30 protein-coding genes are annotated in these 26009 nt (G+C 69.2%); 14 read left to right on the top strand and 16 right to left on the bottom strand.

Going from position 1 to position 26009, the window contains the following annotated elements:
* Entirely contained in the window at positions 1-894 is an 894-nt protein-coding gene (gene hemC / locus AC3IPP_RS16135) for a hydroxymethylbilane synthase (RefSeq protein WP_489177467.1), read from the bottom strand.
* Positions 895-1004: 110 nt separating this feature from the next.
* Between hemC and tsaD the strand changes: the two genes are divergently transcribed.
* From tsaD to AC3IPP_RS16120, 3 genes are read left to right on the top strand one after another with little or no spacing between them, the layout of a single operon-like run.
* Positions 1005-2141 carry a tRNA (adenosine(37)-N6)-threonylcarbamoyltransferase complex transferase subunit TsaD gene (gene tsaD / locus AC3IPP_RS16130; protein WP_489149679.1) on the top strand — a complete coding sequence of 379 codons (1137 nt, stop codon included), beginning with the start codon at positions 1005-1007 and terminating at the stop codon, positions 2139-2141.
* Positions 2142-2183: 42 nt separating this feature from the next.
* Complete coding sequence (locus tag AC3IPP_RS16125) at positions 2184-3182, top strand: NAD(P)H-dependent glycerol-3-phosphate dehydrogenase (protein WP_087141452.1); 999 nt, start codon at positions 2184-2186, stop codon at positions 3180-3182.
* On the top strand, positions 3182-3571 hold the full coding sequence (locus AC3IPP_RS16120) for a Rieske (2Fe-2S) protein (RefSeq protein WP_489149678.1): 390 nt from the start codon (positions 3182-3184) through the stop codon (positions 3569-3571). Before AC3IPP_RS16125 ends, AC3IPP_RS16120 begins: the two co-directional genes overlap by 1 nt.
* 22 nt (positions 3572-3593) lie before the next feature.
* Here AC3IPP_RS16120 and AC3IPP_RS16115 read toward each other — a convergent pair whose 3' ends face one another.
* The 6 genes from AC3IPP_RS16115 to AC3IPP_RS16090 form a co-directional block, all read right to left on the bottom strand.
* Entirely contained in the window at positions 3594-3752 is a 159-nt protein-coding gene (locus tag AC3IPP_RS16115; RefSeq protein ID WP_256968395.1) for a hypothetical protein, read from the bottom strand.
* 72 nt (positions 3753-3824) lie between these two features.
* Positions 3825-4289 carry a phasin family protein gene (locus AC3IPP_RS16110; RefSeq protein WP_087141913.1) on the bottom strand — a complete coding sequence of 155 codons (465 nt, stop codon included), beginning with the start codon at positions 4287-4289 and terminating at the stop codon, positions 3825-3827.
* 29 nt (positions 4290-4318) lie between these two features.
* Entirely contained in the window at positions 4319-5098 is a 780-nt protein-coding gene (locus AC3IPP_RS16105; protein WP_489149677.1) for a creatininase family protein, read from the bottom strand.
* An 86-nt stretch (positions 5099-5184) separates the two neighbouring features.
* Positions 5185-5784 carry a TetR/AcrR family transcriptional regulator gene (locus tag AC3IPP_RS16100; protein ID WP_489149676.1) on the bottom strand — a complete coding sequence of 200 codons (600 nt, stop codon included), beginning with the start codon at positions 5782-5784 and terminating at the stop codon, positions 5185-5187.
* Positions 5784-7373, bottom strand: coding sequence for a DHA2 family efflux MFS transporter permease subunit (locus AC3IPP_RS16095; RefSeq protein ID WP_489149675.1), 1590 nt, complete (start codon positions 7371-7373; stop codon positions 5784-5786). Before AC3IPP_RS16095 ends, AC3IPP_RS16100 begins: the two co-directional genes overlap by 1 nt.
* Positions 7370-8491 (bottom strand): HlyD family secretion protein, encoded by a 1122-nt coding sequence (locus AC3IPP_RS16090; RefSeq protein WP_489149674.1) that lies wholly within the window; start codon positions 8489-8491, stop codon positions 7370-7372. Before AC3IPP_RS16090 ends, AC3IPP_RS16095 begins: the two co-directional genes overlap by 4 nt.
* 146 nt (positions 8492-8637) lie before the next feature.
* Between AC3IPP_RS16090 and nth the strand changes: the two genes are divergently transcribed.
* Positions 8638-9393: an endonuclease III gene (gene nth, locus AC3IPP_RS16085; protein WP_489149673.1), complete on the top strand. Its 756-nt coding sequence runs from the start codon at positions 8638-8640 to the stop codon at positions 9391-9393.
* 153 nt (positions 9394-9546) lie between these two features.
* Here nth and AC3IPP_RS16080 read toward each other — a convergent pair whose 3' ends face one another.
* Positions 9547-10437 carry an ATP-grasp domain-containing protein gene (locus tag AC3IPP_RS16080; RefSeq protein ID WP_489149672.1) on the bottom strand — a complete coding sequence of 297 codons (891 nt, stop codon included), beginning with the start codon at positions 10435-10437 and terminating at the stop codon, positions 9547-9549.
* 148 nt (positions 10438-10585) lie between these two features.
* On the opposite strand from AC3IPP_RS16080, the gene AC3IPP_RS16075 reads away from it, so the two are divergent.
* From AC3IPP_RS16075 to AC3IPP_RS16055, 5 genes are all read left to right on the top strand, one after another.
* Positions 10586-11620 (top strand): adenosine kinase, encoded by a 1035-nt coding sequence (locus AC3IPP_RS16075; RefSeq protein WP_489151073.1) that lies wholly within the window; start codon positions 10586-10588, stop codon positions 11618-11620.
* Positions 11621-11857: 237 nt separating this feature from the next.
* The gene (gene ccmC / locus AC3IPP_RS16070) at positions 11858-12577 is read left to right on the top strand and encodes a heme ABC transporter permease CcmC (RefSeq protein WP_087141919.1); all 720 of its coding nucleotides are present in this window, start codon (positions 11858-11860) and stop codon (positions 12575-12577) included.
* Positions 12578-12589: 12 nt separating this feature from the next.
* Positions 12590-12742: a heme exporter protein CcmD gene (gene ccmD, locus AC3IPP_RS16065; RefSeq protein ID WP_003166605.1), complete on the top strand. Its 153-nt coding sequence runs from the start codon at positions 12590-12592 to the stop codon at positions 12740-12742.
* Positions 12739-13302, top strand: a complete 564-nt coding sequence (locus AC3IPP_RS16060) for a DsbE family thiol:disulfide interchange protein (RefSeq protein WP_489149671.1) — start codon at positions 12739-12741, stop codon at positions 13300-13302. Before ccmD ends, AC3IPP_RS16060 begins: the two co-directional genes overlap by 4 nt.
* Positions 13303-13371: 69 nt before the next feature.
* Positions 13372-13602, top strand: a complete 231-nt coding sequence (locus AC3IPP_RS16055) for a hypothetical protein (protein WP_087141921.1) — start codon at positions 13372-13374, stop codon at positions 13600-13602.
* An 86-nt stretch (positions 13603-13688) separates the two neighbouring features.
* Here the strand turns inward: AC3IPP_RS16055 and AC3IPP_RS16050 are convergent, their stop codons facing one another.
* The 3 genes from AC3IPP_RS16050 to ftsY form a co-directional block, all read right to left on the bottom strand.
* Positions 13689-14357: a MarR family winged helix-turn-helix transcriptional regulator gene (locus AC3IPP_RS16050; protein WP_087141922.1), complete on the bottom strand. Its 669-nt coding sequence runs from the start codon at positions 14355-14357 to the stop codon at positions 13689-13691.
* Positions 14358-14595: 238 nt separating this feature from the next.
* Complete coding sequence (locus tag AC3IPP_RS16045) at positions 14596-15240, bottom strand: inner membrane-spanning protein YciB (protein ID WP_489149670.1); 645 nt, start codon at positions 15238-15240, stop codon at positions 14596-14598.
* Positions 15241-15245: 5 nt separating this feature from the next.
* Complete coding sequence (gene ftsY / locus AC3IPP_RS16040) at positions 15246-16181, bottom strand: signal recognition particle-docking protein FtsY (RefSeq protein ID WP_076224632.1); 936 nt, start codon at positions 16179-16181, stop codon at positions 15246-15248.
* A 187-nt stretch (positions 16182-16368) separates the two neighbouring features.
* Between ftsY and AC3IPP_RS16035 the strand changes: the two genes are divergently transcribed.
* The 3 genes from AC3IPP_RS16035 (at position 16369) to AC3IPP_RS16025 (ending at position 19479) form a co-directional block, all read left to right on the top strand.
* Positions 16369-18417 (top strand): NAD(+) synthase, encoded by a 2049-nt coding sequence (locus tag AC3IPP_RS16035; RefSeq protein ID WP_489149669.1) that lies wholly within the window; start codon positions 16369-16371, stop codon positions 18415-18417.
* Between the two features lie 171 nt (positions 18418-18588).
* Complete coding sequence (locus AC3IPP_RS16030; RefSeq protein WP_087139660.1) at positions 18589-19191, top strand: DUF4168 domain-containing protein; 603 nt, start codon at positions 18589-18591, stop codon at positions 19189-19191.
* A gap of 63 nt (positions 19192-19254) precedes the next feature.
* On the top strand, positions 19255-19479 hold the full coding sequence (locus AC3IPP_RS16025) for an alkylphosphonate utilization protein (RefSeq protein WP_039245979.1): 225 nt from the start codon (positions 19255-19257) through the stop codon (positions 19477-19479).
* Between the two features lie 95 nt (positions 19480-19574).
* On the opposite strand, the gene AC3IPP_RS16020 is transcribed toward AC3IPP_RS16025, so the two are convergent.
* From AC3IPP_RS16020 to AC3IPP_RS16010, 3 genes are all read right to left on the bottom strand, one after another.
* Complete coding sequence (locus AC3IPP_RS16020; RefSeq protein WP_489149668.1) at positions 19575-20468, bottom strand: alpha/beta fold hydrolase; 894 nt, start codon at positions 20466-20468, stop codon at positions 19575-19577.
* A 62-nt stretch (positions 20469-20530) separates the two neighbouring features.
* The gene (locus AC3IPP_RS16015) at positions 20531-21040 is read right to left on the bottom strand and encodes a D-glycero-alpha-D-manno-heptose-1,7-bisphosphate 7-phosphatase (protein ID WP_489149667.1); all 510 of its coding nucleotides are present in this window, start codon (positions 21038-21040) and stop codon (positions 20531-20533) included.
* Entirely contained in the window at positions 21037-22146 is a 1110-nt protein-coding gene (locus AC3IPP_RS16010; protein ID WP_489149666.1) for an AGE family epimerase/isomerase, read from the bottom strand. Before AC3IPP_RS16010 ends, AC3IPP_RS16015 begins: the two co-directional genes overlap by 4 nt.
* 202 nt (positions 22147-22348) lie before the next feature.
* On the opposite strand from AC3IPP_RS16010, the gene AC3IPP_RS16005 reads away from it, so the two are divergent.
* Together AC3IPP_RS16005 and AC3IPP_RS16000 are read left to right on the top strand one after the other, a co-directional pair.
* Positions 22349-23509, top strand: a complete 1161-nt coding sequence (locus tag AC3IPP_RS16005; RefSeq protein ID WP_489149665.1) for a DegT/DnrJ/EryC1/StrS family aminotransferase — start codon at positions 22349-22351, stop codon at positions 23507-23509.
* A 5-nt stretch (positions 23510-23514) separates the two neighbouring features.
* Positions 23515-24447 (top strand): Gfo/Idh/MocA family oxidoreductase, encoded by a 933-nt coding sequence (locus AC3IPP_RS16000; protein ID WP_489149664.1) that lies wholly within the window; start codon positions 23515-23517, stop codon positions 24445-24447.
* A 51-nt stretch (positions 24448-24498) separates the two neighbouring features.
* On the opposite strand, the gene AC3IPP_RS15995 is transcribed toward AC3IPP_RS16000, so the two are convergent.
* Complete coding sequence (locus AC3IPP_RS15995) at positions 24499-24954, bottom strand: MaoC family dehydratase (RefSeq protein WP_489149663.1); 456 nt, start codon at positions 24952-24954, stop codon at positions 24499-24501.
* Positions 24955-25008: 54 nt separating this feature from the next.
* Positions 25009-25983, bottom strand: coding sequence for a threonine ammonia-lyase (locus AC3IPP_RS15990; RefSeq protein WP_489149662.1), 975 nt, complete (start codon positions 25981-25983; stop codon positions 25009-25011).
* Positions 25984-26009: the final 26 nt, after the last annotated feature.

Raw genomic sequence — 26009 nt, 5'->3', positions numbered from 1 at the left:
CTAGAGCGCGATCTTCTGGTCGCCGGCGACGGCCTGAATCTGGCCGCCGAGGTCGAGGCCCAAAGCGCGGGCGGCGGCGTGGCCCGTGATAGGGTCGACGTCGGCGGCGATGTCGCCTGAGCGGGTCCAGCGGCCTGAACCGTCGGGGCTGAGCATTTCAGTACTGAGGTGCAGGCGGCCGTCCGTAATGTGGGCGTAAGCGCCGATGGCGGTGCGGCACGAGCCTTCCAGCGCGGCCATGGCCCCGCGCTCGGCGGCGACGGCCAGGGCGGTGGGGGCGTGGTTGAGGGCGCGGGTCCAGGCGGCGTCGACGTCGCCCTCGCGCGTCTGCAGGGCGAGGGCGCCCTGGCCCGGCGCGGGCAGGAAGGCGTCCAGCGGCAGGCGCTGGCGGATGACGTCGCCGAGGCCGAGGCGGTTGAGGCCCGAACAGGCCAGCAGGATGGCGTCGAAGTCGCCGTCGCGCAGACGTTTCAGCCGGGTGTCGACGTTGCCGCGAAGCATCTCGATGTTCAGGTCGGGGCGCAGGGCCAGGGCCTGCGCCTGTCGACGCAGCGAAGCGGTGCCGAAGCGGGCGCCCTGGGGCAGGTCGGCGAAGGTGGCGTAGTGATCGCTGATGAAGGCGTCGCGGGGGTCTTCGCGCTCGGGCACGGCGGCGATGGCTAGGCCGGGGGGCTGTTCGGCGGGGACGTCCTTCATCGAGTGGACGGCGACGTCGACGCGGCCGTCGAGCAGGGCTTCCTCGATCTCCTTGGTGAACAGCGCCTTGCCGCCGATTTCGAGCAGGCGGCGGTCCTGGATGCGGTCGCCGGTGGTGACGATCTCGACCAGGGGCACCAGGGTTTCGACCTCGGCGTCGGGCACGCCCAGGGCGCGGCCGATGGCGCGCTGCATCATGCCGGACTGGGCCAGGGCCAGGCGCGAACGCCGGGTGCCGATGCGGAGGAGGGGTTCAGTCACGTCGAGACGCCGTTGCGAAAGAGGGGGCGGGTCGCTAACTCCGCCCAATGAAGATGGACGCGGACTATAGCAGGGCGGCGGGCGGAGCAACCGAACGACGGTCGGACGGTTTGACCGTGCTGGGCCTGGAGACCAGCTGCGACGAGACCGCCGCTTCGGTGGTGCGGCTGTCGGCGGCGGGCGCCGAGGTGCTGTCCAGCGTCATTCACAGCCAGATCGACGACCATGCGGCCTATGGCGGGGTGGTGCCGGAAATCGCCGCCCGCAGCCATGTGGAGATGATCGACGGCGTGACGCGCCGGGCCATGAGCGAGGCCGGGCTGGACTGGAGCGCGCTCGACGGGGTAGCGGCGACAGCGGGGCCGGGGTTGGTCGGCGGGGTCATGGTGGGCCTGTCCTACGGCAAGGCGGCGGCGCTGGCGCGGGGGCTGCCGCTGATCGCGGTCAACCATCTGGAAGGCCATGCGGTGTCGGCGCGGCTGGGGGCGGAGACGTCCTATCCCTTCCTGCTGCTGCTGGTGTCGGGCGGGCATTGCCAGCTGCTGGAGGTGCGCGGCATCGGCGATATGAGCCGGTTGGGCACGACCATCGACGACGCGGCGGGCGAGGCCTTCGACAAGATCGCCAAGGCCATGGGGCTGGGTTATCCGGGCGGTCCGGCGCTGGAGAAGCTGGCGGCGTCAGGCGACGGGTCGCGGTTTGAGCTGCCGCGGGCGCTGCTGGGGCGCAAGGACTGCGACTTCTCCTTCTCAGGGCTGAAGACGGCGGCCTCGCGGCTGGCCCAGACCTGCGAGACGGAACAGGACAGGGCCGATCTGGCCGATGCGGTTCAGAAGGCGATCGCGCGCCAATTGGCCGAACGCACTGAGCGGGCGATGAAGGATTACGCCGAGGCACACGAACATCGCCTGTTCGTGGTGGCGGGCGGGGTCGCGGCGAACAAGACGATCCGGCGGACGCTGGAGGATCTGGCCACGAAACATGGCTTCGCCTTCCTGGCGCCGCCGATGGCCTATTGCACCGACAATGCGGCGATGATCGCCCTGGCGGGGGCCGAACGGCTGGAAAAAGGGCTGACCTCCGACATCGATGTCGCGGCCCGGCCGCGATGGCCTCTGGACGAGACGCGCGCGAGCGTTGATCCTGTGCACAAGAAAACGGGCCGCAAGGGCGCCAAGGCTTAAAGCGGCTTGGCTCTCGGCGGGGGTCGGGGGACCGGAGAAGACATGGAATTCCATACGGCAGGCGTAATTGGCGGCGGCGCCTGGGGCACGGCCCTGGCGCAGAGCGCGGCGGCGGCGGGTCTGGCCGTCGTCCTGCAGGCGCGCGAGCCCGAGGTGATCGAGAGCATCCGCGCGCGCCGGATGAACGACGCCTTCCTGCCGGGGATCGAGCTGGATTCGGCCATCAACGTCACTTCGGACCTGGCGGACCTGGCCGACTGCGACCTGATCCTGGCCGTGCCGCCCGCCCAGCACATGCGGGCGACGCTGACGGCCTTTGCGCCCTACGCGCGTCCGGGCCTGCCGATCATCCTGTGCTCAAAGGGCATTGAGCGCGGCTCGCTGAAGCTGATGACCGATGTGCTGGCCGAGACGATTCCGTCGGCGACGGCTGCTGTGCTGTCGGGGCCGAGCTTCGCCGCCGAGGTGGCGCGGGGCCTGCCCAGCGCCGTGACCCTGGCCTGCGCCGATGCGGCGATGGCCGAGGCTCTGGCGGGCGCCCTGTCGGGGCCGGTCTTCCGCCCCTATTACGCCGACGACCTGATCGGGGCCGAGACGGGCGGGGCGCTGAAGAACGTGCTGGCCATCGCCTGCGGCATCGTCGAGGGCCGCGAGCTGGGCCGCAGCGCTCACGCCGCCGTCATCACCCGCGGCTACGCCGAGATCGTCCGCGTGGCCACGGCCCTGGGCGGCAAGGCCGAGACGGTGGCGGGCCTGTGCGGCGTCGGCGATCTGGTGCTGACCTGCTCCAGCCCGCAATCGCGCAACATGAGCCTGGGCCTGGCCCTGGGGCAGGGCTTGAGCGTTGAGCAGGCGCTGGAAGGCAAGCGCTCGGTGGCCGAGGGCTATGAGAGCGCGCCGGCCGTGCGCGAACTGACGCGCAAGTTGGGCGTCGATACGCCGATCTGCGAGGCGACGGCGGCGGTGCTGGCGGGCGAGCTGACGGTGGATCAGGCGATCGAGAGCCTGCTGACCCGTCCGTTGAAGCCCGAGCGCGAATAGTGACTGAAGAGGGGCCGGCGGCCGAGACGCAGGAGCGCAAGCGGGTCTGGAAGACGCCGCCGAACGTGGCCCTGTGCCTGGAGGCGGACATCGCCGATCCCGGCTCGCGCGGTTTCGTGCTGCAGATCGGCGAAGCCTTCTTCCACGGCTTCGTGGTCAGGAAGGACGGCCGGGTCGCGGGCTGGGTGGATCGCTGCCCCCACGCGGGCTTTCCCATCGCAGTGGAGCTGGATCGCTATCTGACGCCGGACGGGTCGCTGATCCTGTGCGGCTGGCACGGGGCGGCGTTCGAGCCCCTGTCGGGCGCCTGCGTCGCCGGGCCCTGCGCGGGCGGCAAGCTGACGCCCTGGCCGGTTGAGGCCAGGGACGGAATCATCCGCACGGCGTGAGGGCGGAAGGGGCGTTAGAGCCCTATTCCTTCGGCACCAGCTTGGGATCCTTGGTGAAGGCTTCGTCGACCTCTTCTTCGGTGATCCGCTTGGACGGGTCGCCCGGCTGGTTGAGGTTCTGCTCCTCGGTGCCGTCGCCCATCATGCCGGGGTAGGGCTCTTTCGGGTCTTTCTCGGCCATCGCCGTCTCCTTCGCATTGATGCAAAGGCAATCCGGTGAAGGCCTCGGGCGTTCCATCACGCCCGCGCGAGACTAGCGTTTCAGGCGTCGCGCATTGGCCGTGGCCGTGGCGTGGACGGGGGCCAGGGTGCGCCCCTGCGCCTTCAGCGCCGCGCCGTAGAAGGACCAGCCGTCGTTCATCGCCCGGCTCCAAGCGCCCATGGCCCAGTCGGTCTGGGCGGCGGCGAAGGCGAAGGGCGTATCGGCGCGGGCCAGTCGGGCCAGGCAGTCGGCGGCCTCGGCCCCCTCGCGCGCGGCCAGGCGTCCGGCGCGTTCGGCCAGGTCCAGCGCGCCGGCGCAGGCGGCCCCCGCCGAGGCCGTCATGGCCTCGACCTTCTCTGCGCCCATGCGGCTGAGTTCGGCGTGGTCGGCGCGCAGGGGGTCGGCCAGAGCCTCGCCCATGATCTCGAACCGCCGCGTGATGACGGCGGCCGAGGCCTGGGCCAGTTCCTGACCGGCTTGCGCGTTGCGCAGGGCGTTGCGGGCCGTCTTCTGCATGGGGCTCATGCGACGACCCTGGGCTGGTTTCAGGCGACCGGCAAGACTTCTTGCGCGAAGTCGGTCAGGTCGCGGATCAGGGCCGGGACGGCGGCGTCGATGATGCGCTGGCCCTTTTCCGGGGTCGCCTGCGCCGGGTCCGAGCCGATGCGGCCGTCGGGGAAGCGGGCGCGATAGTCGTTGGCGTCGCGGATCGGACCGAAGGGGGCGATCTTCGGCTCATAGGCGGCGGTCTTGATCCGGTCGGGATAGCCGGCCTGGGTCACGGCGATCTCGGACGGCGTGGCGTGGCTGCCGTGGCCGGTCGGGAAGATGTCCTCGCACAGCTTCTGCACGCCCGGCAGATCCCACCAGTTGCGCAGCTTCAGCACGAAGGGCGGACGTTCGGCCCAGGGCTCGGGCGTGAAGGACCAGTCGGCGTAGATCTCGGCGAAGGCGGCCTCGATGGTGGCGACGTTGCCGCCGTGGCCGTTCAGGAAATAGATGCGCTCGCAGCCGTGGCGCGTCAGCGACGACACCCAGTCGGCGATCGCCGCCATGAAGGTCGACGGGCGCAGGGTGATGGTGCCGGGGAAGGCCAGGTGGTGCTGGGCCATGCCGATGTTGAAGGTCGGGGTGACGACCAGGCTGTCGTCGCCCTTTTCGGCGGCGTGGGCGATGATCTCGGGGCACAGCCAGTCGGTGCCCAGCAGGCCGGTCGGTCCATGCTGCTCGTTCGAGCCGATCGGCACGATCACCGTCTTGGACAGAAGGGCGCCCGACTTCAGGCGCTCGTCGATCTCGGGCCAGGACGACAGGTGGATCAGCATGGGAAGAACTCCGGCGGGCGGGAGGTGAGGGGACTGAGGGCGGCTTTACGCTGATCCGCCTTCAGGGCCAACTTGGGCGCGGGCGTCTATTCCGACGCGAAGGCCCGCACGAAGCGATGGGCGGCTTCGCGGGCGCGGGCGGGGATGTCGTCGATCTCGGGGTGGGGCAGGCCCAGGACCGAGCGCAGATGGCCGTGGCCCAGCACCATGCCGGTGAACATTTCAGCGGCGGCGACGGGATCGGGCGCGGACAGGCGGCCCAGACGGTCCTGCTCCTCCAGCCAGACGGCCAGACGGCGCAGGTTCTGGCCGGGGCCGGCGTCATAGACGACACGCGCCAGTTCGGGCGCCTCGGGCGAGGCCAGGGCCATGCCGCGCAGGGCGACGCCCCGCCCCTCGATGCAGACGCGGCGGATCAGGGTCTCGGCCAGGGTCGCCAGGGCGGTCTCGATATCCATGTCCGAGGCGAGGGGGGCGAGGGTCTCTTCGGAGCGCTGGGCCGCCAGGTCGCGGGCGATGTCGGTCTTGGTCGGATAGCGGTTGTAGAGGGTCTGTTTGGACACGCCCGCGCGTCGGGCGACCTCGGCCATGGAGACCTTGGCGCCCTTTTCCATGAACAGTTCGGCGGCGGCGCGCAGGATGGCGCGGCTCTTGTGTTCGTCGATCTGACCGAGGGCGCGGGGCATCAGTGGGCGTCCGAAGGAGCGGCGGAGGGATTGGGCTTGGCCGGTTTGGACAGCAGGGTCAGGAAACCGGCGCAGGCGCAGCCGATGGCTAATAGGGCGAAGGCGTCGCCGAAGGCCAGGGTCGTCGCCTGTTTCTGCAACATCCCGTAGACGGCTTTCATCGCCGAGGCCTGAGGGTCGATGGATCCGGCGAAGCGCACGGCCATGCCCGCCATCATGTCGCGCACCCCCTGATGGGTCTGGTCGATGGCGCTGGTCAGCTCGACCATGTGCAGGGCGGTGTTCTGGGTCAGGGAGGTGTTGAGGATGGCCAGGCCGAAGGCGCCGCCGACGTTTCGGCTGAGGTTCACCAGGCCCGAGGCGTTCTTGACCATGTGCGGCGGCAAGGTGGCCATCGTCACCTGCTGCGAGGCGATCATGGCGATCATGACCCCGGCCCCGCGCATGGCCTGGACCCCGGCGAACTCCCAGAAGCCCCACTGATCCGTCACGATGCGGGCGTCCCACATCCCCCAGGCGGCCATCATGAAGCCGAGGAACATCAGGATGCGGGCGTCGACCTTGCGCACCAGCCGCCCGGCGATGGGGCCGGTGGCGAACATCGCGAGACCCGAGACGATCATGGTCGTGCCGACCTCGGCCGCCGAATAGTCGCGCACCCGGCCAAGGAACAGCGGCAATAGGAAGGTGCCGCCGAACAGGGCCGCGCCGACGATGAAGGTCATCATCACCCCCACCACGAAGTTGCGGTTGCCGAAGGCGCGCAGCTCGACGATCGGATTGCGGTAGCTGAGCGAGCGCCAGACGAAGGCCGGGCCGCAGACGGCGGCGACGACGCTGAGCAGCAGGATCCGGTCATCGGCGAACCAGTCCTCCTTGGCCCCTTCCTCCAGCACGAACTGCAGGCTCATCAGGAAGGCGGCCATCAGCATCAGGCCCAGCCAGTCGAACCCCTTGGACAGGCTGGGGTCGCCCTTGTCGAAATGGGCGTAGCGCCCGACCAGGAACAGGACGATCGCGCCGGGAAAGACGTTGATGAAGAACAGCCAGCGCCAGCTGAGCCATTCGGTCAGGTGCCCGCCCAGGGTCGGGCCGACCGTCGGCGCCAGCGTCACGATCAGGCCCATGATGACGCTGGCCGTCACCCGCTTCTCGGGCGGGAAGGCGGTGAAGGCCACGGCGAAGACCGTGGGGATCATGGCTCCGCCGACAAAGCCCTGAAGCGCGCGGAAGACGATCATCATCTCGATCGACGACGACAGGCCCACGGCCACGCTCATCACCAGGAAGCCGACGCAGGAGGCCAGGAACACCTTCTGCGTGCCCCACAGGCGCGACAGGTATCCCGACAGGGGGATCATCACGACCTCGGGGATCAGATAGGCGGTCTGGATCCAGCTGATCTCATCGGCCGAGGCGCCGACCCCGGCCTGAATCTGCGGCAGGGAGGCGGCGACGATCTGGATGTCGAGGATGGCCATGAACTGGCCGATGACCATGCCGGCGAAGCCGAGCAGCAGGACGGTCCAGTTGATCTCGGGCGGGACGGCGGGCGCCGCCGGAGCCGAAGACGCGGCGGCGTCCGTCACCGGGCGGAGCTCGGATTGGCGGCCTGGGCCAGCGCCGTCTCGCCCATGTGGGCTTCGGCGAAGGCAGGCCCGCCCTGGCTCTTCAGGTCGACCTTGACCTCGACCGACAGGCCGGGCCGCAGGACGATCGGCTGGCCCGAGGCGTCGCGCTGGACAACGATGCGGACGGGCACGCGCTGGGTGATCTTGGTGAAGTTGCCGGTGGCGTTCTCGACCGGGATCAGGGCGAACTCCGAGCCGGTGGCCGGGGCGAAGCTGTCGATGCGGCCTTGCAGCGACCGGCCGGGGAAGGCGTCGGCCTTGATCTCGACCGCCTGGCCCAGACGCATCCGCCCGACCTGGGTCTCCTTGAAGTTGGCGACGACATAGGCATCCGTCAGCGGCACCACGGACATCAGCTGCCCGCCCGCCTGCACCACCTGGCCGACGCGCACGCCGCGCGCGCCGACGACGCCGGCCACAGGGGCGCGAATGACGGTGCGGTCCAGCGTCAACTGCGCCTGATCGACAAGGGCTTGCGCCTGTTCGACGGCGGCCACGCTCTGCTGGCGCGACGACCCGAGGACGGCGGCGGTGCGCTGTTCGGCCGTCAGGGCGGCCTGGGCCTGAGCGACCGAGGCGTGGGCGGTCTCGGCGGTGGCGCGCTGGGTGTCGATGCGCTGCTGCGACACCCAGCCCTGATCGGCCAGCTTGCCGTAGCGGTCGACCTCGGCGCGGGCCAGGTTCGCCTGGGCCTGAGCCTGGGTCACGGCGGCGGCGCGGGCGGCGATGGTCGCCTGCTCCTGCTCGGTTCGGGCGTCGACGTTGGCGACGGCGGCGGTCAGGGCCGCCAGATTGGCCTGGGCCTGGGTCAGGGCGGCGCGGGCGTCGGCGTCGTCCAGCCGGACCAGCACCTGGCCAGCCTCGACGCGCTGGTTGTCCTTGACCAGAACCTCGACCACCTCGCCGCCGATGCGCGGGCTGACGGCCACGGTGTCGGCCTGGACGAAGGCGTTGTCGGTGCCTTCCCAGCGCTGCTTGCCCTGCCACCAGACCACGCCGCCGACGACGAGGCCCAGGCCGACGACGCCGGCGACGATCAGGGGCAGGCGCTTCTTGAGCGGGGCGGGGAGGGCCATGGGGGAGACAGCTCGCTTCGATTTCGCGCGTAAAATGGACGGTGCGGTCCAGAATACAAGGCGCGACTGCGATTTTTTGTCGCAGCGCGGCGAGCGCGCGACATTGACGCCGGGCGCGGGGAAGGCGAAGCGGGGGCATGGCTCCGATGAAATCCGCCTCCCGTCAGAAGAAGGCCGTCCAGAAGGCCGGGCTGACCCCGCCGCCAGGCAAGCGCTCGCGTCAGCCGAAGAAGGCCCCTGTCGGCGCGATTATCAGCTGGCCGCCGGACGAGGATCGGGTGGAGGAAGTCTTCGTTCGCTTGTCAGGCGTCATGCCTGATCCGAAGACCGAGCTGGATTTCGTCAATCCTTACACCCTGGTGGTGGCGGTCGCCCTGTCGGCCCAGGCGACGGACGTGGGGGTCAACAAGGCGACCAAGGCCTTGTTCGCCGTCGCCGACACGCCGCAGAAGATGCTGGCCCTGGGCGAAGAGGGGCTGATCCCCCTGATCGCCTCCATCGGCCTTTATCGCACCAAGGCGAAGAACGTCATCGCCGCCGCGCGGATGCTGGTCGACAAGCATGGCGGCGAGGTTCCGCTGAACCGCGCCGACCTGCAGGCCCTGCCGGGGGTGGGACGCAAGACCGCCAGCGTGGTGCTGAACGAACTGGGAATCGAACCGGCCATCGCGGTGGACACTCACGTCTTCCGCGTCTCGCACCGGCTGGGCCTGGCCAATGCCGCGACGCCGGACAAGGTGGAGCAGCAACTGCATAAGATCGTGCCCGAGGCCTGGCTGCCCAAGGCGCACCACTGGCTGATCCTGCACGGCCGCTACACCTGTCTGGCGCAGCGGCCGAAATGTCCGGGGTGCGTGATCTCGGACCTGTGCCCCTCACGCGCCAGCTTCATGGGGGTATAATCTAAGAAGCCGTCACCCTCGGGCTTGTCCCGAGGGCCCATTCGTAACCCGAACGCTGAAGTGGGGCTGTTGCGTATGAGCGTAGGTGCGGTAGGCGCTCAGCTTAGTCATGCCATGGGCCCTCGGGACAAGCCCGAGGGTGACGACTGTGTTTTAGCGCTCCAGACGCGCCCGCACCGCCTGACCGAAACGGGCGCCGGCTTCAGGCGCGGCGGCCAGGTAGAAGTCCGGCTCGATCAGTTCGGCCTCCATCAGCACCCATTCGCCGTCGTCGTCCTTGGTCATGTCGATGCGGGCGTAGAGCAGGTCTTCGTCGATGGCGGCCAGGGTGCGTTCGGCCAGATCGAGCGCGCCTTGGGGCGCGGCCTTCAGCGCCTGGTACCGCCCGCCGTACTGGGTCTGGATGCGGAACTCGCCCGCCGCGCCGGGGCGCTTGTTCACGACGTGGCTCAGTTCGCCGCCGAAATAGAGCAGGGAGGTTTCGCCCTCGGTCTCGATGGCCTTGAGATAGGACTGGATCATCGTCCCGCCGACGGGCGCGTCCGCCAGGGCCGTGTCCAGCATGTCGCCCGCCGCCACGCGCAGGGTGCGCCAGGCGCCGCCCGAGACGGTCGGCTTGACGATCAGGGTCTCGGCGCCCGTGGCGGCGAAAGCGGCCTCGACCACGGCGGCGTCGACATGGTCGGCGAAGATCGTCTGAGGCGCGGCGACGCCCTTTTCCGCCAGGCGGGCCAGATAGCGCTTGTCGGCGTTCCAGCGCAGGGTCGCGGCCGGATTGGCCAGGCGCGCGCCCGCCTCGGCCCAGGTCGTGCAGGCCTGCACCCAGCGGTCGTGATCCTGGTGATAGCCCCAGACCAGCAGCGGCAGGACCAGCGGATAGTCCATCAGGGCGCGGGCGTTCTCGACATGGTCGGTCCAGGGCGTGGGCCGGGCCGTGATCCCCGCCGTCGCCAGCGCCTCGCCCAACCGGTCCAGCACGCCCGGCCACAGGGTCGAATAGGTGGGATCGGCCGGATCGGGGGTCAGGACGGCGACGTCGGTCATGGGCGCGGCTCCGCAAGGCCCGGCGGGGCCGTCTGCAAGGGGAGATCTGGACTTAGGCCGCCGATAGAGCGGCGTGAAGGGCCGCTTTTCGCACGGCGGCGGGGCCGGCGCACTGGCGCGCGGCCGTCTCGCCCGTTATGGGGCGGACATGACCCAATCCCTGCCCGCCTTCGCCCAAAACGCCCGCTTCGACGTCTGCGCCCTGGGCAACGCCATCGTCGATGTTCTGGCTCCGTGCGAACCGGCCTTCCTGGAAGCCAAGGGCCTAGTCCCCGGCTCGATGCAGCTGGTCGACGAGACGCAGAGCGCGACCCTGTATGACGCCATGGCTGCCGGGGTCGAGGCGTCCGGCGGTTCGGCGGGCAATACGGTGGCGGGCGTCGGCTCGTTCGGCGGGCGCGCCGCCTATATCGGCAAGGTGGCCAAGGACACCCTGGGCGAGGTCTTCAGCCACGACATCCGCGCCGTCGGCGTTCACTTCGACACCCCTGTGCTGGAAGACGGCGCGGGGAACGGCTTCGGCACCGGCCGCTGCCTGATCAACGTCACGCCGGACGGCCAGCGCACCATGTGCACCTTCCTGGGCGCCGCCAACCAGCTGACGACGGCTGACGTCGACGCGGGCGTGATCGGCGACAGCGCCATCGTCTATCTGGAAGGCTATCTGTTCGATCCGGCGCCGGCCCGCGCCGCCTTCGAGGCCGCCGCCGCCGCCGCCCATGCGGCGGGCCGCAAGGTCGCCATCACCCTGTCGGACAGCTTCGTCGTGCACCGCTGGCGCGCCGAGCTGCTGGCCTTCATCGAGAGCTCGGCCGACATCGTTCTGGCCAATGAGGGCGAGCTGCACGCCCTGTTCGAGACCGAGGACTTCGACGCCGCCGCCGCCCACCTGGGCCGCATTGTCGAGGTGGCCGCCGTGACGCGCGGCGCCGCCGGTTCGGTGCTGTTCCGCGGCGGCGAACGGGTCGAGGTCGCCGCCTATCCGGTCGAGAAGGTCGTCGACACCACGGGCGCCGGCGATCAGTACGCGGCGGGCGTGCTGCTGGGCCTGTCGCGCGGCCTGTCATTGGCGCAGGCCGGGGCGCTGGGTTCGCTGGCCGCGTCGGAAGTCATCGCCCACTGGGGGCCGCGCCCGATGGTCGGACTGAAGGGCCTGGCCGCCCAGCACGGCCTGAGCCTCTAAGAGACGCAGCGCTCCAACATCGTCACCCTCGGGCTTGTCCCGAGGGCCCATGGTCCGGCGATGCGCAACGACGGGCTGGCCCAGCCCAGGCGTGAAAGCGGTTCACCGACAGGGACGCCCCGCGCTGAATCCTCGGGACAAGCCCGAGGATGACGGAAAGAAAGAGAAGAGCCGCGACAAAGGGTCGGAGGCGCCGCCCGCTTGCCGTGGGGCGCTGGGCCGCGTAATCGGCGGCCCATGTTCGGCCTCGCCAATCCCGACCGCTTCATGCGCTTCACCGGCCCCCTCGTTCCGGTGTTGTGGATCTGCGCGCTCGGTCTGCTGCTGCTCGGGACGTGGTTCAGCTTCACCGCGCCGGGCGACTATCAGCAGGGCGACACCGTCCGCATCATGTTCATCCACGTTCCGGCCGCCAGCCTGGGCCTGATGGCCTATGGGGCGCTGGGCGTGTCCAGCTTCTTCGCCCTGGTGTTCCGCCATCCGCTGGCCGATGCGGCGGCGCGGGCGGCGGCGGTGCCGGGCGCGGCCTTCACGGCTTTGGCCCTCGTCACCGGTTCCCTGTGGGGCCAGCCCATGTGGGGGACGTGGTGGGTATGGGATGCACGCCTGACCAGCGTGCTGGTGCTGTTTCTCTTCTACCTCGGCTACATGGCCCTGCGCGCCTCGATCGACGATGAGGCCAAGGCCGCGCGGGCGGCGGCGGTGCTGGGCCTGGTCGGCCTGATCAACCTGCCGATCGTCAAGTTTTCGGTCGACTGGTGGAACACCCTGCACCAGCCCGCGTCGCTGCTGCGGTCGGGCGGGACCAGCGTGGACCCGGTCTTCCTGCCCGCCCTGCTGACCATGATGGCGGCCTACGCCGTGCTGTTCGGGGCGATCTGGCTGACGTCGATCCGCACCGAGGTGCGGCGTCGCCGCGTTCTGACCCTTCGCGCCCGCGCGGCGCTGGAAGCCTGATGGAGTTGTCGCTTGCTTGATCTGGACATGAGCCCTTACGGCGCCTTCGTCTGGCCCGCCTGGGGGATCAGCGCCGTGGTGCTGGCCGCCCTGTCGGCCCGCGCCCTGATCGCCGCTCGCCGCTGGAAGCGCGAGCTGGCCCGGCTGGAGGCCGCGCGCAAATGAAACGCTGGCTGGCCCTTTTGCCCATCGCCGTCCTGGCGGCGCTGGGCGTCTTCCTGATGACGCAGATGGACCGGATGGCGGGCGATCCCGCCGCCGGCCCGACCTATAAGCCGGACGCCCTGGTCGGCCAGCCGATCCCCGAGACGACGCTGCTGCCCATCCTGGTGGACGGCAAGGCCAGCGACGACCTGTTGGACCTGAAGACGGCGGGTGTCGGCAAGCCGATGATCGTCAACCTGTTCGCCAGTTGGTGCGCGCCGTGCCGTCTGGAGCATCCGCACCTGATGACGTTGAAGGAACAGGGGATCGCCGTGGTCGGCGTGGCCTATAAGGACGACCCCGTCGCCACCGACGCCTTCCTGGAAGAGCTGGGCGATCCCTATCGCCTGGTGCTGGTCGACCGCGAGGGCCGGGCGGGGCTGGACCTGGGCGTCTCGGGCGTGCCCGAGAGCTTCGCCGTCGACGCCTATGGGACCATTGTCGCCAAGTCCTCAGGGCCGATCCTGACGGACGCCGACCTGAAGAAGCTGACGGACGCCCTGAACGCCCCCGCGCGCTGAGGCGAGCACCCTAAACAGGGTGAATCGGACGTTAACCATATCTAGACGAAGGGCGGGCATTTTTGGCCCATGTCCGCGATTTCGTCCGAGCGGCCGGCCTTTCCGCCCCAGGCGGGCGGTGCGGCCCATGCCCTGAGAACGGCCCAGTCGGCCTTCTTCCGCCAGGCCATGGGGCTGGCGGCGCCGGCGGCGGTCGAAGAGACGGCGCGTCCGGTTGCGGCGGTTTCGGCTCAGGTTGAACAGGCGGCGCCGGCGTCGCGCCTGCAACGCCCCGGCTCCCTGCTCGACATCCGCGTTTAGGCGGCAGCCTCAATATCCGCTCATCCCGGCGGAGGCCGGGACCCAGGGCTTTGGCTGCAACCGCCGCCCTAGCGGAAGGGGAGGACTTAGCCTTCCGCGGCGCCCTTGAGCGGGACCACGACGGTTTCGGCCGCGGCGTCGGTCTGCGGTTGGTCTGCAGCGGCTTCAGGCGCGCCCTTTTTCTTCTTCTTGCCGCGTCCGTCGGCCTTGCCGTCGCCCTTGCGCGCGGCCTTTTCCGCCTTCTTGGCGTCCTTGGCGGCTTTCTTCGCCGCCTTGATGTCGGCGCGGGCCTGTTCGGGGGCGGCGTCGGCGGCGTCGGACAGGCTGCACAACAGGTCCAGGAAGCTGTCGCGTTTGGACTTGGGCAGCAGGCCCATGATCCGCTTGTCGGCGGCCTCGACGCGCGGGCGGGCGGCCAGCAGGGCGGCCTCGCCCTCGGGCGACAGGCGCACGGCCTTGGCGCGGGCGTCCAGCGTCGAGCGTTCTCGCTCCAGCAGGCCCTTGGTCGTCATGCGCGCCACCAGATCGGCGAGGGTCGAGCGGTCGATGCCCGTGGCCTTGACCAGATCGGTCTGCGTCAGGCCCGAGCGGGCGGCCACGGCCTCCAGTACGGCGAACTGGCGCTGGGTCAGACCGTCCGGCCCGGCTTCCTCGGCGTAGATGTCCAGCGCCAACTGCAGCGCCCGGTGCATCAGGTGGCTGGGCGATTCCGCCAGCCCGCCCTTGATCTTCGCCTGCTTGCCCGACTTGATCATCGTCTTCGTTCCCGAACAGCCCGATACCGGCCGTGGCCGGATGATGCTGCAACAGCTAACAGTCTGGCTTAACGCTTTGACGACGTTAAGGCTGACGGTTTGAAGACATTTAAGTGGGCCTACCGCGCGTTCGCGCTGCTTGAGGCCGTTGTTGGCGGGCCTAACGGGCTTCGCCCTACTTGAGGCCCGATTGGAGCGCGTAGGGGAGGTGGGCCGGTTTATGGCCCACGCTTTCGGATCAGAGGCCGGTGTCGGGCGAGACGGGGCCGGGCTCTTCGTCCTTGGTCATGTTCTTCAGGATCAGCGGCACCTGCGACAGGCCGAAGATGGAGGCCGCGATCCACAGCACGCCGCGGAAGGCTGTCCAGACGCCGTTGGGATCGGGCGTTCCCAGGTTCAGGGCCGACCAGATGGCGGTGACGGCGGTCGGGCTGCGGAACACCTCATTGGCGATGGCGACGGCCAGGAAGTAGAGGCCGTAGCGGAAGGTCAGCTTGCGCCAGGCCTCGTCCGTCACCTTGATGGCCGAACCCAGCAGGGCCTTGAACGGGTATTTCTTCAGCGGCAGCGAACCCAGCAGGACGGCGGCCAGCAGCCCGTTCTGCACCGTCAGCTTCAGCTTCACGAACAGGTCGTCGTCGGTGACGATGGTCAGGATCCCGAACACCAGGGCGAAGCCGCCGGTGATCAGGGGCATGGGCGCCAGGCGCCGCTCCAGGATGAAACCGACCGCCAGGGCGATCATGGAGGCGATGACCAGAACCCAGGTGGCCTTGATCATGTCACGGGTGATGAAATAGGCGGCCATGAAGGCGACCAGGGCGCCGAAGTCGACGGCCTGACGAATCCATTGCGGGCGCTTGGTTTCGGTCGCTTCACTCATACGCTTCAGTCCTCAAGCCCGACCAGGGATCGGGAAAACGCGCGGGCGTCGAAAGGTTGCAGGTCCTCGACCCCTTCGCCGACGCCGATCAGCTTGATCGGGGCGTCCGAGGCCTGGGCCACGGGCACCAGGACGCCGCCGCGCGCGGTACCGTCCAGCTTGGTCATCACCACGCCTGAGACATAGGCGGTGCGGCCGAAAATCTTTTCCTGCTCCAGCGCATTGCGGCCGACGGTGGCGTCCAGCACCAGCAGGGTCTCGTGCGGGGCGTCAGGGTCGACCTTCTTCAGCACGCGCACGATCTTCAGCAGTTCGTCCATCAAGGTGGACTTGTTCTGCAGCCGCCCGGCCGTGTCGATCAGCACGACATCGAAGCCTTCTTCCTTCGCCTTGGCGAAGGCGTCGAAGGCCAGGCCGGCGGCGTCGGCGCCGTCGCGGCGGCTTTCGAAATGGGCGCCGGCGCGGTCGGCCCAGACCTTGAGCTGTTCGCGGGCGGCGGCGCGGAAGGTGTCGCCGGCGACGATCATCACCTTGGCGCCCTTGGCCGTCAGGTCCGAGGCGATCTTGCCCAGGGTCGTGGTCTTGCCCGAGCCGTTCACGCCGACGAACAGGACGACGTAGGGCTTCGGCCCCGACAGCGGGTCGAAGGTCGCCTGACGCGGCGTCAGTTCGGCGGCCACGGCTTCGGCCAGGGCCTCCTTGATCTCGCGCTCGTCGGAGGTCTTGCCGAAGCGCAGCTCGCGGAAGCGCTCGACGATGCGGGCCGAGGCGGCGGGGCCGAGGTCGCTCTCGATTAGATGCTCCTCCAGCCGCTCCAGCGCCTCTTCCGAGAGGGGCTCCTTCACGAAGGTCGAGACGACCTGATCGGTCATCTGTTTCGAAGACCGGGACAGGCCTTCGCTCAGCCGCTGGAACCAGCCTTTTTTGGGCGTATCGCTCATGGTGTGAGCCTTAGCCGAGAGCGGTTCGCAGGTCACGTGCGATCATTTCACCCGCTCATCCCGGCGGACGCCGGGATCCAGTGCTTTGGCTTCATCGCGCAACCCTATATTGATCCCGCAGGCTGTAGGGTCAGTGCCTGTGGCTCTCACTGGATCCCGGCGTCCGCCGGGATGAGCGGAAAGATTGATGGCGAAGTCCAAGACGCATTCCTTCCACGCCCCGCGCAGCCACGGCTTCGTGCGCGTCGCCGCCGCGACCCCGGTGGTTCATGTCGCCGACCCGGCCGCCAACGCCGAAGAGCACGAGCGGCTGATCCGTCAGGCGGGCGAGCAGGGCGCAGACCTGCTGGTCTTTCCCGAACTGTCGCTGAGCGCCTACGCCATCGACGACCTGCACATGCAGGCGGCCCTGCTGGAAGAGGTCGAGCGCCAGGTGGCGCGGCTGGCCGAGGTCGCGGACGAGGCGGGTGTGATCGCCGTGATCGGCGCGCCGATCCGCAACGGCGACGCCCTGTTCAACTGCGCCGTGGTGCTGGGCGGGGGCGAGGTGCTGGGCGTGGTCCCGAAGACCTATCTGCCCAACTATCGCGAATACTATGAGAAGCGCTGGTTCGCCTCCGCCGCCAGCCGCAGCGAGGACGCTGTCGTCCTGAACGGCGAAAGCATCGATTTCGCGCCGGGGCTGATCTTCGAGGCGACCAACCGCCCCGGCTTCGTCTTCGCGGTCGAGATCTGCGAGGACTTCTGGGCGCCGCAGCCGCCGTCGACGCGGGCGGCGCTCGCGGGGGCGCGCATCCTGTGCAACCTGTCGGCCTCCAACATCGTCATCGGCAAGGCGGACGAACGCGCCCTGCTGTGCGCCAGCCAGTCGGCGCGGACCCTGTCGGCCTATGTCTTCGCCGCCTCGGGTTGGGGCGAAAGCACGACGGACCTGGCGTGGGACGGTCAGGCGACGATCCACGAACTGGGCGCGCGGCTGGCCGAGGGCGAGCGCTTCGCCCTGCACAGCCATCTGACGATCGCCGATGTGGACGTGGACCGCATCGGTCTGGATCGTCTGCGCAACGGCACCTTCGCTGACTGCGCCCGGCTGGAGGGCGAGGCCGCGACGGTCGTTCCGTTCGAGGCGGGACAGGGGCCGACCGACGCCCTGATCCGTCCGCTGGACCGCTTCCCCTTCGTGCCGGACGATGCGGCGCGACTGGATCAGGACTGTTTCGAGGCTTTCAACATTCAGGTCCAGGGCCTGATGCGGCGGATGACGGCGACGGGGTCGAAGACGCTGGTGATCGGCGTCTCGGGCGGGCTGGATTCGACGCAGGCGCTTCTGGTCGCCTGTCGCGCCTTTGACCGACTGGAGCTGCCGCGCACGGGCATTCTGGCCTTCACCCTGCCGGGGTTCGCGACGTCGGAAGGGACGAAATCCAACGCCTGGGCGCTGATGCAGGCTCTGGGCGTCACCGGCGCCGAGATCGACATCCGCCCCGCCGCCGAACAGATGCTGCGCGACATCGGCCATGCTTTCGCCGACGGGGAGCCGGTGCACGACATCACCTTCGAGAACGTGCAGGCGGGCCTGCGCACCGACTATCTGTTCCGCCTGGCCAATCAGAACCATGGCTTCGTGCTGGGCACCGGCGACCTGTCGGAACTGGCGCTGGGGTGGTGCACCTATGGCGTCGGCGACCATATGAGCCACTACAACGTCAATGGCGGGGTGGCGAAGACCCTGATCCAGCACCTGATCCGCTGGGTGGCCGGGCGCGGTCTGGTGGGGGAGGCGGCGACCCCGACGCTTCACGCCATTCTGGCGACGGAGATTTCGCCCGAACTGGTTCCTGCGGGCGCCGACGGAGCGATCCAGTCGACGCAGAGCATTGTCGGCCCCTATGCGCTGAACGACTTCTTCCTGTTCTACATCAGCCGGTTCGGCCTGAAGCCGTCCAAGGTCGCCTATCTGGCCCATCAGGCCTGGGGCGATGCGGCGACGGGAAGCTGGCCGCAAGGCTTGCCGCAGGGCGAACGGGTCGCCTATGACCTGCCGACCATCAAGGGCTGGTTGCGGAAGTTCCTGATCCGCTTTTTCCAGACCAGCCAGTTCAAGCGCTCGGCCGTGCCGAACGGGCCCAAGGTGGTCACGGGCGGGTCGCTGTCGCCGCGCGGCGACTGGCGCGCGCCGTCGGATTCCTCGGCGCGGGTGTGGCTGGACGAACTGGACGCCAATACGCCGGACTGATGCGCGCGAGGGTTGAAACGACTCGCCTGGGGTTTACGCGTCTGCGGGACGCGGGTTAGCGTTTCGACCTCCCCGCCCTCTGTGAGCCTGACACACCCGGTCGTGCGGGAGAGCCCGGATCTGTCCGGGTCAGCCTTGGGCTGAGCGTTCGGGGTTGAAGAAGGATACGCCATGCGTTTTGCAACGGCCGCCGCCCCGACCGCCATTCTGGCCGCCCTGTTCCTGACCGCCGCGCCCGCCCTGGCGCAGGACGCTGCTCCAGCGCCCGCCGCCGCCCCTGCCGCAGCCGGTGAACCGACCGACGCCGAACTGAGCCAGTTCGCCGCCGCCATGAAGACGGTCCAGAGCGTGGCCGCGACCGTCCAGAACGGAACCCCGACCGAGGACCAGCAAGCCCAGATGGCCGCCGCCGTGCAGAACTCGGGCCTGGCCGTCGAACGCTTCAACGCCATTTCGGCGGCCGTTTCGGCTGATCCGGTGCTGCAGGCCCGCGCGGCTGTGGCGGGCGCGACGCCGTCCGCGCCCGGCTCGGTCGGGGCCGGCGTCACCGACGCCGAAGCCGGTCAGTTCGCCGCCGCCATGGGCGAAATCTCGGGCATCGCCCGCGCCCTGAACGGCGCCCAGCCGAACGCCGAACAGCAGGCTCAGATGGCCGCCGCCATTCAGAACTCGGGCCTTGAGATCGAGCGCTTCAACGCTATTTCCGCCGCCACGGCGCAGGACGAGCATCTGCAGGCGCGCATCGCCCTTGCCCAGACGCGTCAGGGCGAATAGGCCCATGGGAGGCGGGCTGTCGCGGAAGCGACGGCCCTCTCTCTCTTTCAGGCAGGATCGACCATGACCGACGACGTGACCAAGGACTCCAACGGCAACCTCCTGGCCGACGGCGACAGCGTGACCCTGATCAAGGATCTGAAGGTCAAGGGCTCGGGCGGGGTGACGCTGAAGCGCGGCACTCTGGTCAAGAACATCCGTCTGACCGGCGACCCCGACGAGATCGAGGCCAACGTCGAGAAGGTGCGCGGCCTGGTGCTTCGCACGGAGTTCGTGAAGAAGGCATAATTTAAGAGGGCCTACCGCGCTTCGCGCTACTTGAGGCCCGTTTTAAGCGGATCTGCCGGGCTTCCCTCTTCTTGAGGCCCGGTTGGCGTGGTGTTTCAGCCCTCGCCCGCCAGAAACTCGAAAATGGCCGCGCGCGCCTCGGGCTCGTCCAGCATGGGGGCGTGGCCGACGCCCGGAACCTCGACATAGGCCATGGCGGGGGCGGCCTTCTTCATCTTGTCGGCGATGGCGGGGCTGAGCAGGTCCGAGGTTCCGCCGCGCACCAGCAGGGTCGGCTTCTTGCGCGCCAGCGCCCGGAACGCGGGCCACAGGTTGGGAACCAGGGCCTTGGACCCCGCCGCCTTGATCGGCGCGGAGATATCCGGGTCATAGTCCAGCACCGGCGCGCCCTCGGTCCCTTCGCGGAAGACGCGGCGGGCGAAGGCGGCCCAGTCGGCGTCCGTATAGTCGGGGAAGGCCGCCTCATTGATGCGCCGGGCGTAGGCCATGGCGTCGTCCCAGCTCTCGATCACGACGGGCTGGCCGGTATAGGCGGCGATGCGGGCCAGACCTTCGGTCGCGACCTCGGGGCCGACGTCGTTCAGGATGGCGGCGGCGATGGCCTTGGGCTTGATGGCCGTCAGCGCCAGGGTGATCAGCCCGCCCATGGAGGTGCCGAGGAAGACCGCCTTCTCGATCCCTGCCTGCTCCATCAGGGCCACGACGTCCTTCGCATAGACGTCCGGCGTATAGGTCATGGGGTCGGGCGCACGATCCGACCGGCCGCGCCCGCGCACGTCGATCGCCAGGACGCGGCGACCGCTGTGGGCGATCAGACCCGCGATGACGCCGAAATCGGCGCTGTTGCGCGTCAGGCCGTGGATGGCGATGACCGGCAAGCGCGCCGGACCTTCGGCCGGGGCGTAGTCGCGCGCGTAAAGGTTCAATCCGTCCGGCGAGGTCCAGCGCCGCTCGACAAAGCGGTCGGCCAGCGGGGTGGTCATCGGCATGGATCGTCTCCGAACAGCAGTTCCGTTCCGGCGACGTTAATTCATCAAATGTAGAATAGCGATCAGCCGGGCGCTAGATCGCGGATGAATTGATCGAGATCGCCCTGGGTGAAGCGATGGCCCGCCACGCCCGCGCGCCGCGCCGCCTCCATGTCCGAAGGCTGGTCGCCGATCATCAGCGAGCGGGAAAGGTCCAGGTCGTGCTCGGCGGCGGCCCTCAGCAACATGCCGGGGTTGGGCTTGCGGTCGGGGTGGTCGGGGTGGCGATAGCGTTCGTCCGCCGCTTCTGAATGGAAGGGGCAGGCGTAGACGGCGTCGATGCGCCCGCCGCCTTCGGCCAGCCGCGCGATCAGCTGACGGTTGAAGTCGTGCATGGTCTCTTCGCTGAACATGCCGCGGGCCACGCCGGATTGGTTGGTGACGATGACGGTCATGTAGCCCGCGTCGTTCAGCCGCTTCACCGCCTGTGCGGCGCCGGGGATCAGCACCAGTTGATCGAGCCGGTGCGGATAGCCGCTGTCGACGATCAGCACGCCGTCGCGGTCGAGGAAGGCGGCGGGGCGCTGGGTCATGCGGGCTCCGTCAGCAGGGCCGAGAAGGCCGTCATCAGATGGTAGAGGCTGGAGGCGGGAACGGCGGCGTCCTGGGGCCGTCCCTCGGCGTCAAAGGCGTCGATCCACAGGCCCTGTGTCTCTGTCGCCAGATGGGTCTCGAACAGGCGCTCGATCAGCCTGGCCGCCCTGACGTGTTCGCCGCGCGTATGCAGGGCGCGCAGAAGCTCGGTCTGGGCCCACAGGCGCACGCCGCCGTCGCGGACCTGGCCGATCCGGTTGATCTCGCGCACAGCCAGCCCATCCGTGCGGACCCCGCAGGTCAGGGCGCTGGTGTAGAGGGCGCGCGCGGCGGAGCTCAGGTCCGCCAGGCCGAGGCGTGCGGCTTCGCCCAGCAGCCAGACCCATTCCATGTGGTGTCCCGGCTCGATGCATTGGCCTTCGGAGCCGGGGCGCGGGCTCCAGTCGGTCTCGTAGAACTCGCCCAGCATCAGATGTTCGCGATCGAAGAAACGTCGGTTGAACAACTCCAGCACCGACCGGGCCGCCGCCTCGAAGGCCGGGTCGGGCGCCGTCGCCTGCCAGGCCAGCAGGGCCTCCAGCATGTGCATGTGCGGGTTCTGGCGGCGCGGCAGGACGGGCGGCAGGGCCTCCTGCCAGCCGCCGTGAACGGGATCGGCCATCTGCGTCTGGATGGCGGCCAGGGTCTCCAGCGCCAGCGGCCGTGCGCGTTCGTCCTTCAGCACGCGGTGCGCGCCGGCCAGGGCGAACAGGACGAAGGCCAGGTCGTAGAGATCGGGCGTGGCGTCGATCACGGTTCCCGCGTCGTCCGTGGCCCGCGCCCACAGGCCGTCGTTCCGGCGGTTGCGGCGGATCAGGGCGTCCAGCGCGGCGCGGGCGACGGGTTCGGCCTTGATCCAGCCCAGCGCGGCGGCCTGGATGAAGACATAGGTCTGTCGCGCCTGCACGCGGGTGCGGCGGGGGACGCCTGTGACGGGCCGTCCATCGAAGTCCAGCTTCTCGAAGAAGCGGCCATCGCCGTTGATCCCCGCCGCCGCCCACAGCGGCAGGGCCTGGCCGAACAGCCAGTCATGGACCCGGTTCCTGGCGGCGGCGTCGAAGCTCATGGGTCCGGCTTAGGCGGCGCTCCGGCCTTTGCCAAGTCGCCGTTTCGTTGCATCCGGCAACGCGAAGTGACTCGGGGGGGTTTGTTCAGCACCCCGCCGCTTTGCTAGGACGCAGACTGACACAGACGACCCGCCTTCGCGTCCGCGCCCCGGAGCCTTGGACTTCCGCCCGCGCCGGCCCCATCGAGAGAGCGACATCGCAATGACCATTCCCTTCATCGACCTTCAGGCTCAGCGCCTGCGCCTCGGCGGCAAGATCGAGGCCGCCGTTCAGGAGGCCGTCGTCGGCGGCGCCTGGGTCATGGGCCCGCAAGTGCGCCAGTTCGAGGCCGACCTGGCCGCTTTCGGCCGGGCGAAACACGCCCTGGGCTGCGCCAACGGCACCGACGCCCTGGCCCTGCCGCTGATGGCCTGGGGGATCGGGCGCGGCGACGCCGTCTTCGTCCCCAGCTTCACCTTCGCCGCCACCGCCGAGGTCGTGCCCTGGTTCGACGCCGAGCCGGTCTTCGTCGATGTGGACGCGGACACCTACAACATGGACCCGGCCGCGCTGGAGCGCGCCATCGAGGGCATCAAGACCGAGGGCCGCCTGACCCCGCGCGTGGTCATCGCCGTCGACCTGTTCGGCCAGCCCGCCGACTATCCGGCCATCAAGGCGGTCTGTGACAAACATGGCCTGAAGCTGATCTCGGATTCAGCGCAGGGCTTCGGCTGCACCATCGACGGCGCGCATCCGCTGAAATGGGCCGATGTGACCACCACCAGCTTCTTCCCGGCTAAGCCGCTGGGCTGCTACGGCGATGGCGGGGCGGTGCTGACCAATGACGACGAACTGGCCCAGCTGATGGATTCCATCCGCGTCCACGGCAAGGCGGTCGGCGTCGACCTGAAGGACCGGACCTTCGACCACGACCCCAAATATCTGAATATGCGCGTCGGCCTGAACAGCCGTCTGGACACCATCCAGGCCGCTGTCCTGATCGAGAAGCTGAAGGTCTTCGCGCAGGAGATCGAGTGGCGCAACGCCGCCGCCGCCCGCTATAACGAGGGCCTGAGCCCCCACGTCGCCAAGGTGCCGGACGTCCCGGCGGGCAATGTCTCCAACTGGGCGCAATACACGGTCGAGCATTCGGACCGCGACGCCCTGGCCGCGCATCTGAAGGATCAGGGCGTGCCGACGGCGGTCTATTATCCGATCCCGCTGCACCTTCAGCCCGCCTATGAGCACTATCCGCGCGGCGCGGGCGGCCTGCCCGTCACCGAGCGGTTGAAGGACGTGGTCGTCAGCCTGCCGATGCACGCCGATCTGGACGCCCAGACGCAAGACCGCATCATCGCTGCCGTCGCCAGCTTCAAGGCCTGATCCTCATGACCCTCCAGCAGACCCCTCTCAAGATCGGCGTCGCGGGCGCCGGCGTCATGGGCCGCAACCACGCCCGCGTCCTGGCCGAGCTGCGCGACGTCGAGCTGACGACCGTCTTCGATCCCGACGCCGTGACGGCCGAGGGCGTGGCCGCCGCCTATGGCGCGACCGCCGTGACGACCGCCGAGGCCTTCGTCGCGGCCGGGCTGGACGCCGCCGTCATCGCCACGCCGAACCGCTATCACGCCGAACTGGGCGTGGCCCTGCTGAACGCCGGGGTTCATGTGCTGGTCGAAAAGCCCATCGCAGCCACAGTGGCCGACGCTCAGGCCATGATCGACGCCGCTAAGGCCAATGACCGCGTGCTGATGGTCGGCCATGTCGAGCGCTTCAACCCGGCGGTCGAGACGGTCAAGCGCGCCATCGACGGCGACGAGATCATCTCCATCCAGATCACCCGCGTCGGCCCCTTCCCGCCGCGCATGGGCGAGGTCGGGGTGGTCATTGATCTGGCGGTGCACGACATCGACATCATCCGCCACCTGACGGGGGCGGAGATGACCGAGGTCCAGTCGCTGCTGGGCCACACCCACGCTTCGCGCGAGGATTCGGCCCTGCTGCAGTTCCGCATGGACAATGGGGTGATCGCCCACATCACCACCAACTGGGTTACGCCCTACAAGACCCGCGTCCTGCAGGTGGCGACCAAGAACCGCTTCATCGTCGCCGACCTGATCACCCGCCAGGTGACGGAATTCTTCGGCCAGCAGCCGGACGGCTCCTATTCGACGCGGATGCTGAACGCCTGGCCCGCCGAGCCGCTCAAGAAGGAGCACGAAGCCTTCGTTCACGCCATCCGCACCGGCGAGACGGCGGCCGTCAGCGGCGAAGACGGCCTGCGCAATCTGGAAGTGGCGCTGAGGTGTCTGGGCGAATAGACGCCCATGGATTTCCGCTCACCCCGGCGTCTGCCGGGATGAGCGGGACGTTTAAGCCTTCACCACCTGCATCGTCAGCCATTCGGCGATCAGGGCGGGTTTGTCGCCGCCGTCGATCTCGACGGTCAGTTCGTGCTTCAGCAGCCAGCGGCCGTCACCCTTGTCCTCGGCCGACAGCAGTTTGAAGCGGCCGCGCACGCGCGACCCGGACGACGCCGGGGCGAGGAAGCGCAGGCGGTCGAAACCGTAGTTCACCCCCATGACCAGATCGTCCAGCGGGGCGACGGCGTCCATGCTCATGGCCGAGGCGAGGCTCAGGGTCAGGAAGCCGTGCGCAATGGTTCCGCCGAAAGGCGTCGCCTCGGCGCGCTCGGGATCGACGTGGATGAACTGCTCATCCTCGGTCAGTCCGGCGAAGGCGTCGATGCGCGCCTGATCCAGCGCAAACCAGCGACTGACGCCGACCTCCTGACCGATCTGGGACTGTAGTTCGCTGGCCTTGGTCATGTGACGCCCTCCCGTTCGCGCCAGCCTTGCGCGGGGAGGGGGTGGAAGCAAGACCTACCCCTCGAAGCGTCCCTCGATGATGGCGCTGAACAGGCCGGGGTCGACGTTGCCGCCCGACAGGACGATGCCGGTGGTCAGCCCCCTGGCCTCGACCTTGCCTGACAGCAGCGCCGCCAGGGACACGGCGCCGCCCGGCTCGATGACCAGCTTCAGCCAACGGAAGGCGAAGCGCAGGGCCTCGGCGACTTCGGCGTCGGTGACGGTCGCGGCGCCCGCCAGACGCTGGTTGATGGGCCAGGTCAGTTCGCCCGGCATGGGCGCCATCAGGGCGTCGCAGATGGAGGGCGCACCCTGCGGATGGCCGATGCGCGCACCTGCTTCCAGCGAGCGGCGGGTGTCGTCGAAGGCGTCCGGCTCGACCACGATAACGCGGGTGGCGGGGCTCTGTTCGGCCATGACCAGATTGATTCCGGCGATCAGCCCGCCGCCCGAGGCGCCGCACAGCAGCTGATCCATCGGCACGCCCGCCTGTTCCAGCATCTCCAGCCCGACGGTGCCTTGGCCCTCGATGATGAAGGGATCGTCGAACGGCGGGACCAGCACCGAGCCGCGCTCAGCGGCGATCTCGGCGCCGATGGCCTCGCGGCTCTCGGTCCAGCGGTCGTAGAAGCGCACCTCGCCGCCAAAGGCGCGCACGCCCTCGACCTTCACCGTCGGGCTGTCGGACGGCATGACGATCAGGGCGGGCGTCCCGACAGCCTTGGCGGCGGCCGCCACCCCCTGCGCGTGGTTGCCGGAGGAATAGGCCACGACGCCGCGCGTCTTCTCTTCGTCCGTCAGGCGGCTGATGCGGTTATAGGCGCCGCGGAACTTGAAGGCGCCTGCCACCTGAAACGTCTCGGCCTTCATCAGCACCCGACCGCCGACTGCCTCGTTCAGGGCGGGATGCTCGATCAGCGGCGTGCGGACGGCGGCGGGGGCGATCTGGTGGGCGGCGTCGGCGACGCCTTGGAAACTGGGCGTATGCATGGCTTCCCTCTTACGTCGCGGCGCAG

Source organism: Brevundimonas sp. KH_060 (assembly GCF_057838275.1).
Note: the sequence above shows the minus strand (reverse complement) of the source record. Positions and strands in the feature narration are given on the sequence as shown.

What these genes read in the sequence shown, in the direction of transcription:
- hemC (WP_489177467.1), bottom strand. Translation starts at nt 894, where the DNA reads ATGATGCAGCGCGCCATCGGCCGCGCCCTGGGCGTGCCCGACGCCGAG.
- tsaD (WP_489149679.1), top strand. Translation starts at nt 1,005, where the DNA reads ATGAAGATGGACGCGGACTATAGCAGGGCGGCGGGCGGAGCAACCGAA.
- AC3IPP_RS16125 (WP_087141452.1), top strand. Translation starts at nt 2,184, where the DNA reads ATGGAATTCCATACGGCAGGCGTAATTGGCGGCGGCGCCTGGGGCACG.
- AC3IPP_RS16115 (WP_256968395.1), bottom strand. Translation starts at nt 3,752, where the DNA reads ATGGCCGAGAAAGACCCGAAAGAGCCCTACCCCGGCATGATGGGCGAC.
- AC3IPP_RS16110 (WP_087141913.1), bottom strand. Translation starts at nt 4,289, where the DNA reads ATGCAGAAGACGGCCCGCAACGCCCTGCGCAACGCGCAAGCCGGTCAG.
- AC3IPP_RS16105 (WP_489149677.1), bottom strand. Translation starts at nt 5,098, where the DNA reads ATGCTGATCCACCTGTCGTCCTGGCCCGAGATCGACGAGCGCCTGAAG.
- AC3IPP_RS16100 (WP_489149676.1), bottom strand. Translation starts at nt 5,784, where the DNA reads ATGCCCCGCGCCCTCGGTCAGATCGACGAACACAAGAGCCGCGCCATC.
- AC3IPP_RS16090 (WP_489149674.1), bottom strand. Translation starts at nt 8,491, where the DNA reads ATGGCCCTCCCCGCCCCGCTCAAGAAGCGCCTGCCCCTGATCGTCGCC.
- nth (WP_489149673.1), top strand. Translation starts at nt 8,638, where the DNA reads ATGAAATCCGCCTCCCGTCAGAAGAAGGCCGTCCAGAAGGCCGGGCTG.
- AC3IPP_RS16080 (WP_489149672.1), bottom strand. Translation starts at nt 10,437, where the DNA reads ATGACCGACGTCGCCGTCCTGACCCCCGATCCGGCCGATCCCACCTAT.
- AC3IPP_RS16075 (WP_489151073.1), top strand. Translation starts at nt 10,586, where the DNA reads ATGACCCAATCCCTGCCCGCCTTCGCCCAAAACGCCCGCTTCGACGTC.
- ccmC (WP_087141919.1), top strand. Translation starts at nt 11,858, where the DNA reads ATGTTCGGCCTCGCCAATCCCGACCGCTTCATGCGCTTCACCGGCCCC.
- AC3IPP_RS16060 (WP_489149671.1), top strand. Translation starts at nt 12,739, where the DNA reads ATGAAACGCTGGCTGGCCCTTTTGCCCATCGCCGTCCTGGCGGCGCTG.
- AC3IPP_RS16055 (WP_087141921.1), top strand. Translation starts at nt 13,372, where the DNA reads ATGTCCGCGATTTCGTCCGAGCGGCCGGCCTTTCCGCCCCAGGCGGGC.
- AC3IPP_RS16050 (WP_087141922.1), bottom strand. Translation starts at nt 14,357, where the DNA reads ATGATCAAGTCGGGCAAGCAGGCGAAGATCAAGGGCGGGCTGGCGGAA.
- AC3IPP_RS16045 (WP_489149670.1), bottom strand. Translation starts at nt 15,240, where the DNA reads ATGAGTGAAGCGACCGAAACCAAGCGCCCGCAATGGATTCGTCAGGCC.
- ftsY (WP_076224632.1), bottom strand. Translation starts at nt 16,181, where the DNA reads ATGAGCGATACGCCCAAAAAAGGCTGGTTCCAGCGGCTGAGCGAAGGC.
- AC3IPP_RS16035 (WP_489149669.1), top strand. Translation starts at nt 16,369, where the DNA reads ATGGCGAAGTCCAAGACGCATTCCTTCCACGCCCCGCGCAGCCACGGC.
- AC3IPP_RS16030 (WP_087139660.1), top strand. Translation starts at nt 18,589, where the DNA reads ATGCGTTTTGCAACGGCCGCCGCCCCGACCGCCATTCTGGCCGCCCTG.
- AC3IPP_RS16025 (WP_039245979.1), top strand. Translation starts at nt 19,255, where the DNA reads ATGACCGACGACGTGACCAAGGACTCCAACGGCAACCTCCTGGCCGAC.
- AC3IPP_RS16020 (WP_489149668.1), bottom strand. Translation starts at nt 20,468, where the DNA reads ATGCCGATGACCACCCCGCTGGCCGACCGCTTTGTCGAGCGGCGCTGG.
- AC3IPP_RS16015 (WP_489149667.1), bottom strand. Translation starts at nt 21,040, where the DNA reads ATGACCCAGCGCCCCGCCGCCTTCCTCGACCGCGACGGCGTGCTGATC.
- AC3IPP_RS16010 (WP_489149666.1), bottom strand. Translation starts at nt 22,146, where the DNA reads ATGAGCTTCGACGCCGCCGCCAGGAACCGGGTCCATGACTGGCTGTTC.
- AC3IPP_RS16005 (WP_489149665.1), top strand. Translation starts at nt 22,349, where the DNA reads ATGACCATTCCCTTCATCGACCTTCAGGCTCAGCGCCTGCGCCTCGGC.
- AC3IPP_RS16000 (WP_489149664.1), top strand. Translation starts at nt 23,515, where the DNA reads ATGACCCTCCAGCAGACCCCTCTCAAGATCGGCGTCGCGGGCGCCGGC.
- AC3IPP_RS15995 (WP_489149663.1), bottom strand. Translation starts at nt 24,954, where the DNA reads ATGACCAAGGCCAGCGAACTACAGTCCCAGATCGGTCAGGAGGTCGGC.
- AC3IPP_RS15990 (WP_489149662.1), bottom strand. Translation starts at nt 25,983, where the DNA reads ATGCATACGCCCAGTTTCCAAGGCGTCGCCGACGCCGCCCACCAGATC.